The organism is Novacetimonas cocois (genome assembly GCF_003311635.1).
Lineage (GTDB): Bacteria > Pseudomonadota > Alphaproteobacteria > Acetobacterales > Acetobacteraceae > Novacetimonas > Novacetimonas cocois.
In genome coordinates this window covers 34,606-46,014 of sequence record NZ_QEXL01000021.1, presented here as the reverse complement: position 1 = coordinate 46,014, position 11,409 = coordinate 34,606, and the positions used below count along the sequence as shown (strand labels likewise).

Below are 11,409 nucleotides of genomic sequence, written 5' to 3'. Positions count from 1 at the left end.
TCAACGAGCCTGAATCACATCCTGACACTCATATCAATGGGTCCTGAGCCTAAAAAAACGTCAAGAAAACGATCGTTAACGTGGCTTGATCGTCCATTCATCAATCATATCAGCCCAGTCTTGCAGCATAGCGGTGCGCTGCTCACGATATTCAGCCTTGTTGTAAACGGCTCTTACCCCTTTCTGTTCATGAGCAAGGCACTTTTCGATCCAATCGGTATTATAGCCGGCCTCATGCAGCAGAGTGCTTGCCGTCCTGCGCAAATCATGAGGACCAAATTTTGCGAGCGGCTTTCCTTCTTTCTGAGCGAGCCTGTAGGTCAGCGTGAGTACCTGATTGAGCGTGGCACTACTCATCGGCTGATCGGTGTCGTAGCGGGACGGCAATATATAATCTGAGCCCCCGGAAAATGTCTTCAGGGCAATGAAAATATCGAGAGCCTGTCGCGACAGAAATACCAAATGGGGGTTACGCCGCTTCATCCGCTCTTTGGGGATCGTCCAAAGCGCCTGACTAAAATTGACCTCGCTCCACGTTGCGTTGGTCAGTTCGCTCTTTCGGACCATCGTCAGCAAAAGCAGCTTGGCTGCGGCCCGGATCGAGGGGGTGGTGCCGATGCGTTCGATGTACTGATACATCAGGCCGATCTCTTCAGGCGTCAGAGCACGATCCCTTGGCTCAAATTTTGCTATGCTGGTCGGGCGAACCAGTTCAGCCGGATTTTCGACCTTTTGCCCCCGTTCGATAGCCCACCGGTAGACTTGAAACATCACCTCTCGTGCATGCACCGCAGTCGCCGGAGCACCACGTTCGACGATGGCATCGGTTAGTGCCCGCAGGTCCTCGTGAGTGATTTCGACAAGCTTCTGACTGGCGAATTTGGGCTTGAGCTCCCGCTCGTAAACGGATTTGCGCATGTCACGGGTGGAGGCCGCCATCTGATATCCGCGCAGCCACTTCTCGGCCCACGCGCCGAACGTCTCCACGCCCTTGATCCGCGCCTTGTCGCGAGCCTTTTCCTTGGCGGGTGACTTACCTGCTGCGATCAGCTTTTTAGCCTCCCCTAATTGCTCACGGGCTTCGGCCAGAGTGATGCCCCCAACGCCATACCGGCCAAAGGTCAGAGTCTCCTGCCTGCCGTGGATCGCATAGTTATATCGGAACGAGATGCTGCCCGCAGGCGTCACCGCGACGTACAGCCCGTCGCGGTCATTCACCTTGTAAAGCTTATCCGTCGGCTTGAGATTGCGCAGTTTGGTATCAGTCAGCATCGGTTCATGGCACTCCAAACGACGATACCATGACCAAAACCATCAAAATAACCGGATAAAATCATTATTATTCATATGGTTATTAAATATAGATACCATGACACCCATAGAATGTCCGACATGGTATCAACAAAAATCATGGCGTCAGACTCAGTCAGTGCCACGCACTATGCCATAAAAAATAACTGCTTGGCGATACCGTTCGATGCCAGACAATGCCGGACCAAAAAACAAAAAAGCCCGCATTTCTGCGGGCTTTAAGGCAATTTCATGCCGGGTGGTGCCACCCTATGCCAGACGCGGGATCATTCCCACTCAATCGTGCCGGGGGGCTTGGACGTGATATCGTAGGTCACGCGGTTGATGCCGCGGATTTCGTTTACGATGCGTCCGGCCACGCGGTTCAGGAACCCCATGTCAAACGGGTAAACATCCGCCGTCATCCCGTCCGTGCTGGTCACGGCACGCAGTGCGCAGGCGTAATCATAGGTTCGGCCATCGCCCATGACACCGACGGTGCGCACCGGCAGCAGCACGGCAAATGCCTGCCAGATCGCATCATACAGGCCGGCTGCGCGTATTTCCTCCAGAAACACGGAATCCACCCGCCGCAGCAGGTCGAGTTTTTCGCGGGTGATGGCACCCGGAATACGGATGGCCAGCCCCGGTCCGGGAAATGGGTGACGGCCGACGATGGTTTCAGGGATATCCATTTCCCGCCCGAGGGCACGGACTTCATCCTTGAACAGTTCACGAAGCGGTTCGACCAGCTTCATCTTCATCCGTTCCGGCAGTCCCCCCACGTTATGATGGGACTTGATGGTTACGGACGGACCGCCGGTGAAGCTGACGCTCTCGATGACATCAGGATACAGCGTCCCCTGCGCCAGGAACTCCGCCCCGCCCAGCTTGGCTGCCTCTTCCTCGAAAACTTCGATGAACAGGCGCCCGATGGTCTTGCGCTTGATTTCGGGATCCGTCACGCCCTCCAGCGCGGACAGGAACAGGTCGGACGCATCGCGATGGATCAGGCGGATATTGAACCGGTCGCGGAATGTCTTGATGACCTCATCCGCCTCACCCGCGCGCAGGATGCCCGGATCAACGAAGATGCAGGTCAGCTGATCGCCGATCGCCTGATGGATCAGTACGGCCGCGACCGAGGAATCCACCCCGCCGGACAGGCCGCAGATCACGCGGCCCTTGCCGACCTGTTCGCGGATGCGCGCGATTTCCATGTCGCGGAAGCCGGCCATGGTCCACGTGCCGCGACAGCCCGCGACATCATGCGTGAAATTGCGCAGCAGCGCGGCCCCATGCGGGGTGTGCACCACTTCGGGATGAAACTGCACGCCATACAGGCGACGTCCCTCGTCCGCGATGATGGCGAAGGGCGCGCCCTCGCTGACCGCGACGGCCTGGAATCCCGGCGGCAGTTTCGTGACGCGGTCGCCATGGCTCATCCAGACCTGTTCGCGCGCGCCCCTGGCCCATGTGCCACGGAACAGGGCGCAGTCCTTGATGATGTCGATATGGGCGCGACCGAATTCGCGATGTTCGTGATGTTCGACCGTCCCGCCAAGCTGCTTGCACATGGCCTGCTGGCCATAGCAGATGCCCAGCACGGGCACATTCAGCGCAAAGACGACATCCGGGATCGTCGGCGCGTCCTTGTCCAGGACGCTGGCGGGGCTGCCGGACAGGATGATGCCCTTCGGGGCAAAGGCGCGGATTTTTGCCTCGTCACTGGAAAAGGGCCAGATTTCACAATAAACGCCACTTTCCCGGACACGGCGGGCGATGAGCTGGGTCACCTGGCTGCCGAAATCAAGGATCAGGATCCGGTCTTCATGCAGGGTCTCTTCCAGGACCTCGCCTGCGCTGTCGATCTGGGATGCTTTCACACTTTCGCTCATTCTCACTCTTCCGGTCGCGGCATGACGCATGCAACACATCCGCCCCATGACGGGCGGGCGTTGCAAATGTCGGATATGCGTTGCCAGATGACGTAGCACAACATCATTGTGCGTGTCGGCTGAATAAGCGGCCTGAATGACATATTGGGCCGTTTTCGCCCCTTGAAAGTTTATTTCGTGAAATCACATGGTTACGTCATGAAAGCGTCATTCCCCCGATTATTTTTCGCGATTGCCGCCCTGTGTGGCGCGACATTTTCGCCCGCCTGCGCCCGGCCAGCGCATGCGGATGCGCAGAAGGATCCCTATGGATTGTGGACCGGGACCCTTATCGCCGATCAGGGAACGTGCGAGGAAACGCACGCGCCCTCGACCTTTCAGGTGGACCAGACCCGCACGACCTTCACGCCGGCCGACGGGTCCATCAGCCTGCACGGCACACCGGATGCGCAGCATCAGCACTATCACCTGCAGGCCGTGGTCTCCTCCCCCGGCAGCAAGCCCTTCCCCATGGTGCTGGAGGCACATCCGCAGGACGATACGATCGTGGGCACCTATGGCACGCCCCGCTGCCGGGCGCATGTCGTGTTCAGGCGCCCGCAGTAAGATGCCCGCGGTGAACATGGCGGATATCCTCACGCAATAGGCATCTCGCCCACCCGGCCAGAGCATGGCTTTTTACGCTGCCGGGGCGTTATAGTGGGGAAATGTCAGGTATTTCGACAATTTCCGGGGCGGTGCTGGCGATCGTGACACGGGGGGAAAAGCTGCTGCTGGTGCAGCGGCGCAACCCGCCCGATCAGGGACTGTGGGGCTTTCCGGGCGGGCGGATTCAGGTCGGGGAGAGTTTCCTGACCGCCGCCGAACGCGAACTGCGCGAGGAAACGGGCTTCGCCACGCGGGCGGAAGGCGCGCTTACGGCCTTCGACCTGATTGATCGGGACGAAACCGGCGCTGTCCGCTTCCATTACCTGATCGTGGCCGTGAAATGCATCGACAATGGCACCACGGCGCTGAAGGCAGGCGATGATGCCTGCGACGTGGGATGGTTCGACCTCTCACATGTGCGTGACAATCCGCAGGACATGAGCAAGGGGCTGCTGGAACTCGGCCAACTTGCCCTGTCATCGCGGGGGGTCGTTCCGTGGCCCCACGCGACGCAGCTTCGTGGCTACGGTCGACTCCCGGTTACCGAGGGGACAGACGCATGACACAACACACCCGTCATATCCTTGTCGTTGAAGATGAGGACATGATCGCCAACCTTCTCCTGACGGTTCTTGAGACATCGGGATTTCAGGTCACGACGTGCCCCGACACGGCCAGCGCGATGACGCGGCTGGCGCATGAGACGTTCGATGCGACGCTGGTTGACCTGACGCTGCCCGATGGCGCGCCGGACAGGGTCATCGATGCCCTGCGGGCGCGAAACGTGCCCGTCATCGTCATCAGCGGCGACCCGGACCGGCTGGCCCGTTATCCCGACCTGCCGGCGCTGAGCAAGCCGTTCCGCATGAAGACCCTGCTGGCACGGCTGGAGGCCTGCCTTGCCGAAGGGATGCCTACTCCCTCGATCCCATGACAGGACGCGACAGGACCGCGATGTCGGGTTGCAGGTCGTCCGGTAACGTATCCGCCATGCGCACGCGATAGACATCCAGCATTTCCGCGTCGCGGATACGGCCATGCCGTCGCAGGGTCCCGACGCGGCTGACCTGCGCAAAGAACTGCGGATCGAACGTACGGCGCGGATTGCAGACCATGATCCCCTCGCCCCGTATCGCATGCGGCAGGTTGAACAGTGCCCATCGCGCCTCGATCCCGACCACCGTGCGCTGCGGCATGTATAATGCCAGTTCGGATGCCGTGCCATAATCGCAGGCCGTCACGAAATCATCCTGCATGGCGATCGCGTCTACCTGTGCCGCCAGTTGCGGCCAGCCCCCCATCTGACGCAGGGCCACGTCCGTGTGCGCCGAAAGCGGCAGGGGTTCAAACGCGGCCTGAACAAAGATCAGGCCACACAGGACTGCACCCAGCACCACCGCCCCTTTCCACCATTTCCACGCAAGTTGCGCCGCCGCGACCGCCAGCATGGGATAAAGGATGACAGGCCAGTTCGCCTGTACCCTGTCCCCAAGGGCATGCACCACGAAGACCACCGTCGGCACCAGCACCATCCACAGCAGCAGCCCGCAGGCGGGCACGCGTCGGGCATTGCGCAGCATCCATGCCATGCCGCCCGCGAAAAACAGGAATATGCCGGGCGTCGCCAGTCCCGCCTGTCCCCCCACCAGTTCCCCGACGAACTGCATGGCGCGTCCCGCCTGCCAGTCCCCCACGCGCCCGCCCTGGCGCAGCAGGCTGGCCCAGTGATGGGTCGCGTTCCACCACAGGACCGGCGAAATGACGAGCAGGAACAGGCCAGCCGCCAGCCACGGGGCGGGACGCCGCAGCCATGCGCGGCCCGCCCCGTGGAACAGAAGCCAGCCCGCCATGCCCGCACCGGGCAACACGGCGGTATATTTGCTGTCGAACGCCAGTCCCAGCGCCACGCCCGCCACCAGCCACCATCGCGCCCTGTGTGTTACCATCAGGCGACCCAGCGCCCACAGCAGGACGGTCATGAAAAACAGCAGGGGCGTATCGGGGGTCATGACGACGGCATTCACGCCAATCGCCAGCGTCGCCTGCAGCAGGGCCACACCCCGGACGGCTGCCGCCCCCCCGGGTGGCGCCTGCTGTGTCGCCGGGCGGAAATCCTGGATCGCGCGTGCCAGAAAAACCGTTGAAAGCGCGGTGGCACCCGTTCCGATCCAGCGGATGCCAGCGCCGCCGTCGCCAAACAGGGCGCTTCCCGCCCCGATCCACAGCGCGACCATCGGCGGATGATCGAGATATCCGGCCGCCGGGGCATGCGTCCATACCCAGTAATAGGCCTCGTCCGGGGAAAGGGGCAGGTACCACCCCAGCACAAGGCGCACCATGGTCGCCAGCAGCAGCAGGCCGCACCATGCCCGGATGGAGGTCACCGGACTTTCCATATCAGCGTCGATGACACGGCATAATTCCATACCGCGGCGATGGCCGCCCCGGCGACGCTGGCCCACGTCCAGTAACGTCCGTCATTGAGGATCATCTGCGCCACGCCGATATTGGCGACCGCCCCAACCGAACAGCTCAGCACGAACAGGCACAGCCCCCCGAACATCGCGCCCCCCTTCAGGCGCCGGTCGCGATAGGTCAGCGTGTTGTTGAGCCAGAAATTGCCGATCATCGACACGTATGTTCCGACCGCCTGCCCCACCCGGAATCCGACCCCGCACTGCACCAGCACCGACAGCACGGCCAGGTTCACGCCGATTCCAAGCAGGCCGACGATACAGAAACTGACGAACCTGACCGGAAGGTAGCCATGACACATCCTGTCGAGCAGCATCGTCGCGAACTGGATCAGGACCATGGAATCCAGCTTGCTTTCACCCGCGACGCGGGCACGGAACACGTAGGGCACCTCCGCCACGCGCAACGCCCCGGGGGCGGACATGATGATGTCGAGCAGGATCTTGAACCCGGTGCCGGACAGACGCGGCGCGATCCGCGTGAACAGGTCGCGCCGTATCGCGAAAAAGCCGCTCATGGGATCGCTGACCTCAACGGGCAGGAATTTCCGCGCTATGCGGATCCCCGCATCGGACAGCACGTGCCGCCAGCGGCTGGCCAGGCCACGGCTGTCGCCACCTTCGACATGCCGGCTGCCGATGGCGATATCGTTTCCGCCTGATGAAATGGCATCGATCAGCTGACCCAGGCAGCGTTCATCATGCTGCATGTCCCCATCCATCACCGCCACGATTTCGGCCGAGGACGACAGGATGCCCTCGATCACGGCAGAGGACAGCCCCCGTCGCCCCAGCCGCAGCAGGCCACGCACCCGCGCGTCGCGCGCACCAAGCTGCCGTACGACATGGATGGTCCCGTCGGGGGAATCGTCATCGACGAAGATGACCTCCCACTCCCGCCCCGCCAGCGCCCGGTGCAGCGCATCGATCATGGGGCGGATATTGTCGCGTTCATTGTAACAGGGCACCACCACGCTTATCCGTGGCGGCACGCAGCCATTTTCCCCACCTGACGCCTGATTGCCGGTCATCGGCACCAATGGTCCATCCTTACGGCAAACCGTGACCGGGAAATACGGCCACGCCCGGACGATAGCATCCGGACGGTTCAGACCGGAACGCCCGGCCGTTCCAGGCTGCTGCGAATGGTCTGCAGGGTCTGCACCCGGACCACGTGGGCAGCTTCGGTCAGGCGCTGGGTCAGCTGATTTTCATGCGTGGCGTCACGCGCGACCAGACGGACAAGGAAATCCCCGCCGCCACGAATCATGTGACACTCCCGCACCTCGGGCCATGCGGAAATCTCGTTCTCGAACGCGCACAGCACCGCTTCCTTCTGGCTGTCGAGGCCGATCAGGGCGAACAGCGTGATGGACCAGCCCAGGCTGGCCGCATCGGTCTGCGCATGGTAGCCGAGGATGACCTTTTCTTCTTCCAGCCGCCTGACGCGCCGCAGGCATGGAGGCGCGGAAATTCCCACCCGGCGTGCCAGCTCGACATTCGTCATGCGTCCATCGGCCTGCAGTTCGGCGACAATCCGCCGATCAATCGCGTCCAGTTCCGTCATCCGTTCCGCCATGCACGTTTCAATCATAATCCTACCGGGATCGTCTCCTGTCCCGATATCGCCGTGATGACGCCTCTCCTACCCTAACCCTTGCCTTCGCGCCAGTGGACGATCATACCAATCCCATCGTCCCCAATGACCATCCCAGTGACCATAACGGTTTTGATTCCATGCCCAATACATACACCACCGACCTGCTTGTCATCGGCGCAGGCCCTGCCGGATATACTGCCGCCATCTATGCGGCCCGCGCGAGCCTGTCCCCCATCCTTGTCGCCGGCCTGCAGCCGGGGGGGCAGCTGATGATCACGACGGACGTCGAAAACTATCCCGGCTTTGCCAAGGGGGTGCAGGGTCCCGAACTGATGGCGCAGATGGCGGCGCAGGCGGAACATGTGGGTACGCGCCTGATCGACGACATCATCGTTTCATGCAGCCTGAAGGCGGACCCGCAGACGGGAATGTTCAGGGCCGTAGGGGATTCGGAAGACATCTATCTGGCGCGCAGCATCGTCATCGCGACCGGGGCGCAGGCGCGGTGGCTTGGCATCCCGGGCGAAAAGGAGTTCCAGGGCAGTGGCGTTTCGGCCTGCGCGACGTGCGACGGCTTTTTCTATCGTGGCAAGCGGGTTGTCGTCATCGGGGGCGGCAACACCGCGGTGGAGGAAGCCCTCTACCTGACCCATCACGCGGCGCATGTGACGCTGATCCACCGGCGCGATACGCTGCGGGCGGAAAAAATCCTGCAGGACCGCCTGTTCGCCAATCCCCGGATTTCGGTCATGTGGAACACGGTCGTCGATCGCGTCGCCGGGTCGGGAACGCCCCCGGTCGTCACCCATATTGAAGTTCACGATATCGTGACAGGAAAACCGGCCACGGTGGATACGGATGGCGTGTTCGTCGCCATCGGCCACAGCCCGAACACCGACCTGTTCAGGGGACAGGTGGACATCGCCGCAGATGGCTATATCGTTACCACGCCGGGCAGTACCCGCACATCGGTCCCGGGCGTGTTCGCCGCCGGCGACGTGCAGGACAGAATCTTCCGCCAGGCCATCACCGCCGCAGGCACCGGATGCATGGCCACGCTGGAAGCAGAACGTTTTCTGGCAGAAAATCCGCCCAAAACTCCCCATAGTTCTTGACCTGCTCTGGTATTTCCTTCACGACAGCCAGAACGTCATAACAAATGGCAATTTTATAATTAGGAACGGAGTCAACGCGTGGACTGGGATAAACTCCGGATATTTCATGCAGTAGCCGAAGCCGGGTCGTTCACCCATGCAGGCGACGTGCTCAATCTGAGCCAGTCAGCGGTGTCCCGACAGATTTCCGCCCTGGAAGAAGCACTGCAGGTTCCCCTCTTCCATCGGCATGCACGTGGCCTGATCCTGACCGAACAGGGCGAAACCCTGAACCAGACGGTGCGTGAAGTCTTTTCCAAGCTGGCAATGACGCAGTCGCTGCTGACCGAAAGCAAGGAGAAGGCGGCAGGACGGCTGCGTGTCACGACAACCACCGGGTTCGGCACATGCTGGCTGACGCCACGCCTGCACCGTTTCATGGACACCAATCCGGATATTTCCATCACCCTCATCCTTGAGGATAATGATCTGGATCTGGGCATGCGGGAGGCCGACGTGGCGGTGCGCATGCATCCCCCCCGCCAGCCGGACCTGATCCAGCGGCACCTTGCCGACTTCCCCCTGCCGATCTATGCCGCGCAGTCCTATCTGAACGAACACGGCACCCCCACCACGCTTGAGGAGCTCAATGCCCACAAGCTGGTCCTGTTCGGGGGCTATCACCCGCCCGTGCCGCATATTAACTGGCTGGCGGAAACCGGAGTTCCATCCGATGAACGCCGTCAGGCGCGGCTGGAGGTCAACAGTCTGGCCGCCATGGCGGGCGCCATCGCCGCAGGCATCGGCATTGGGTCGATCCCGCTTTACGCCGCCAACCAGTATCCCAATCTGGTGAAGATCCTGCCGGAAGTTCCCCTTCCGACCGTGGATGCCTATTTCGTGTATCCCGAGGAACTGCGCACGTCCAAGCGCGTGGCGGTATTCCGTGACTTCCTGCTGGCGGAAATCAACGCCCGGCACTGACCTGCGCAAAAAACCCGGTCATGTGAAAAAAGGCTTTGTCAGTGACACAGAGCCTTTTTTCGTTTCCTGATGGGGGAAGAAGCGTTGGTAAATAAAATTCAGGCCTCCGCGCCGCCCTGATGGTTGACCCGTTCACGCAGTTCCTTGCCTGCCTTGAAAAATGGGACCACCTTTTCCTCGACAGCAACGATTTCACCAGTACGCGGATTGCGACCGGTACGGGAATCGCGTTTCTTTACCGTAAACGCACCAAAACCACGTAATTCGACGCGATCGCCACGCGCCAGCGCGGCGCTGATTTCATGAAATATCGTCTGGACAATCTGCTCTATATCACGAGCGGGAAGATGTGGATTGGCTGCGGCAAGTTCGGCAATCAACTCCGATTTGGTCATCCTGCTTCCCTCTATATTTAATGTAAATTAAGGTTTCCAGATCGCAACGGCTTCGTCAAGGTCCGTATCCTGTTGAAAAAGGCCATTCATACGATCCGCCTTCGTAACAAGGCCACTGACACTTCCCAACAGATGCAGCCTCCCGTCAAGATGAAATGAAGTATCCGGTTTCACATCCATGACCGGGCTATTCCCCGCTGGATGGGAGCATGCACCATCCACCGGATTTACCCGATCATCCAAGGGACATGGCCCGCGCACCAGCATAGAAACGAGCGCCTGTCACTTCCATCATCCTGTCACAAGGCGACAGGCATCCCTGCATCAGCCAGCGGACAGACAATCATAGAAGCCACAAATCATATCCTGCAACACCAACCATTCCCCCCGACGACGATCGATACGCGCCCGATAACAGCTGCTGTTCCTTCATTGTACCGAAAGACAGGCGCATCAATCCCCTGCCCCGCTCGGGCAGGCCCGGAGAATACCCGCGTTCCGCACGAAGTCCCCTTGTTCGCACCCGGTAATCCAGAATGATGCGGGATCAGAACGATGCCAAAACTGTGATCATGTAACTCGCTGACCCGGAGGGGATTTCCATCGAAACAGGGTCGATTTCCGTTGGTCGCATCCAGCCATGACGTCACGCCGGTGTCCCGCCATACATCATGGGATCACGACTGCCCGCGCGCCTCAGACCCCACATGCCAATGATATATCGGGCGATTACGTTATTGATGATATACTGACAGGGAACAGGCCGACCCCATTCACCCGATCCGTCCGCAGACTGCGGGCGGACATGCCGACCAAAACAATACGATGAAGTAACAGACATCCCCCTGGAACCAGGCGGGTTACCATCACATCAGCATCATCTTCCATGTTTTTTATAATTCATGGAAGGATCAGGGATTTTTTAAAAATTCCTGTGAAACATCAGGCAATCAAAAAAAGCTTCCATGGGCGCTGCCTTAAAAAAAAAGCAGCGCCCAGGAGCTTTTACCATTTCTATCGGCCGGC

11 protein-coding genes are annotated in these 11,409 nt (G+C 60.4%); 5 read left to right on the top strand and 6 right to left on the bottom strand.

All coding sequences use genetic code 11. The features are described from left to right. Positions 1-75: 75 nt before the first annotated feature. Both NJLHNGOC_RS13875 and guaA read right to left on the bottom strand, forming a co-directional pair. Positions 76-1,272 carry a tyrosine-type recombinase/integrase gene (locus NJLHNGOC_RS13875; protein ID WP_113596898.1) on the bottom strand — a complete coding sequence of 399 codons (1,197 nt, stop codon included), beginning with the start codon at positions 1,270-1,272 and terminating at the stop codon, positions 76-78. A 305-nt stretch (positions 1,273-1,577) separates the two neighbouring features. Beyond that, entirely contained in the window at positions 1,578-3,188 is a 1,611-nt protein-coding gene (gene guaA / locus NJLHNGOC_RS13870; RefSeq protein WP_113596897.1) for a glutamine-hydrolyzing GMP synthase, read from the bottom strand. Between the two features lie 198 nt (positions 3,189-3,386). Between guaA and NJLHNGOC_RS13865 the strand changes: the two genes are divergently transcribed. From NJLHNGOC_RS13865 to NJLHNGOC_RS13855, 3 genes are all read left to right on the top strand, one after another. After that, on the top strand, positions 3,387-3,794 hold the full coding sequence (locus NJLHNGOC_RS13865) for a hypothetical protein (RefSeq protein WP_206059803.1): 408 nt from the start codon (positions 3,387-3,389) through the stop codon (positions 3,792-3,794). A gap of 101 nt (positions 3,795-3,895) precedes the next feature. Further along, complete coding sequence (locus NJLHNGOC_RS13860) at positions 3,896-4,399, top strand: NUDIX hydrolase (protein WP_113596896.1); 504 nt, start codon at positions 3,896-3,898, stop codon at positions 4,397-4,399. Further along, positions 4,396-4,770 carry a response regulator transcription factor gene (locus NJLHNGOC_RS13855; RefSeq protein ID WP_113596895.1) on the top strand — a complete coding sequence of 125 codons (375 nt, stop codon included), beginning with the start codon at positions 4,396-4,398 and terminating at the stop codon, positions 4,768-4,770. Before NJLHNGOC_RS13860 ends, NJLHNGOC_RS13855 begins: the two co-directional genes overlap by 4 nt. Here the strand turns inward: NJLHNGOC_RS13855 and NJLHNGOC_RS13850 are convergent. From NJLHNGOC_RS13850 to NJLHNGOC_RS13840, 3 genes are all read right to left on the bottom strand, one after another. Further along, positions 4,751-6,220 (bottom strand): glycosyltransferase family 39 protein, encoded by a 1,470-nt coding sequence (locus NJLHNGOC_RS13850; protein WP_338045555.1) that lies wholly within the window; start codon positions 6,218-6,220, stop codon positions 4,751-4,753. The two genes, NJLHNGOC_RS13855 and NJLHNGOC_RS13850, sit on opposite strands and share 20 nt — an antisense overlap. Beyond that, a complete protein-coding gene (locus NJLHNGOC_RS13845) occupies positions 6,217-7,341 on the bottom strand; it encodes a glycosyltransferase (protein ID WP_113596893.1) in 1,125 nt (374 codons plus the stop codon). The genes NJLHNGOC_RS13850 and NJLHNGOC_RS13845 overlap by 4 nt, the downstream gene beginning before the upstream one ends. Positions 7,342-7,418: 77 nt before the next feature. Next, positions 7,419-7,889 carry an Lrp/AsnC family transcriptional regulator gene (locus NJLHNGOC_RS13840; RefSeq protein ID WP_113596902.1) on the bottom strand — a complete coding sequence of 157 codons (471 nt, stop codon included), beginning with the start codon at positions 7,887-7,889 and terminating at the stop codon, positions 7,419-7,421. A 158-nt stretch (positions 7,890-8,047) separates the two neighbouring features. Between NJLHNGOC_RS13840 and trxB the strand changes: the two genes are divergently transcribed. Together trxB and NJLHNGOC_RS13830 are read left to right on the top strand one after the other, a co-directional pair. Then, positions 8,048-9,025: a thioredoxin-disulfide reductase gene (trxB, locus tag NJLHNGOC_RS13835; RefSeq protein ID WP_113596901.1), complete on the top strand. Its 978-nt coding sequence runs from the start codon at positions 8,048-8,050 to the stop codon at positions 9,023-9,025. 78 nt (positions 9,026-9,103) lie between these two features. Continuing rightward, positions 9,104-9,988 (top strand): LysR family transcriptional regulator, encoded by an 885-nt coding sequence (locus NJLHNGOC_RS13830; protein ID WP_040510888.1) that lies wholly within the window; start codon positions 9,104-9,106, stop codon positions 9,986-9,988. Positions 9,989-10,086: 98 nt separating this feature from the next. Here the strand turns inward: NJLHNGOC_RS13830 and ihfB are convergent, their stop codons facing one another. Further along, on the bottom strand, positions 10,087-10,383 hold the full coding sequence (gene ihfB / locus NJLHNGOC_RS13825; protein ID WP_113596892.1) for an integration host factor subunit beta: 297 nt from the start codon (positions 10,381-10,383) through the stop codon (positions 10,087-10,089). Between the last annotated feature and the right edge of the window lie 1,026 nt (positions 10,384-11,409).

Coding starts and splice junctions, on each gene's coding strand:
- NJLHNGOC_RS13875 (WP_113596898.1), bottom strand. CDS start 1,272: ATGCTGACTGATACCAAACTGCGCAATCTCAAGCCGACGGATAAGCTT.
- guaA (WP_113596897.1), bottom strand. CDS start 3,188: ATGAGCGAAAGTGTGAAAGCATCCCAGATCGACAGCGCAGGCGAGGTC.
- NJLHNGOC_RS13865 (WP_206059803.1), top strand. CDS start 3,387: ATGAAAGCGTCATTCCCCCGATTATTTTTCGCGATTGCCGCCCTGTGT.
- NJLHNGOC_RS13860 (WP_113596896.1), top strand. CDS start 3,896: ATGTCAGGTATTTCGACAATTTCCGGGGCGGTGCTGGCGATCGTGACA.
- NJLHNGOC_RS13855 (WP_113596895.1), top strand. CDS start 4,396: ATGACACAACACACCCGTCATATCCTTGTCGTTGAAGATGAGGACATG.
- NJLHNGOC_RS13845 (WP_113596893.1), bottom strand. CDS start 7,341: ATGACCGGCAATCAGGCGTCAGGTGGGGAAAATGGCTGCGTGCCGCCA.
- NJLHNGOC_RS13840 (WP_113596902.1), bottom strand. CDS start 7,889: ATGGCGGAACGGATGACGGAACTGGACGCGATTGATCGGCGGATTGTC.
- trxB (WP_113596901.1), top strand. CDS start 8,048: ATGCCCAATACATACACCACCGACCTGCTTGTCATCGGCGCAGGCCCT.
- ihfB (WP_113596892.1), bottom strand. CDS start 10,383: ATGACCAAATCGGAGTTGATTGCCGAACTTGCCGCAGCCAATCCACAT.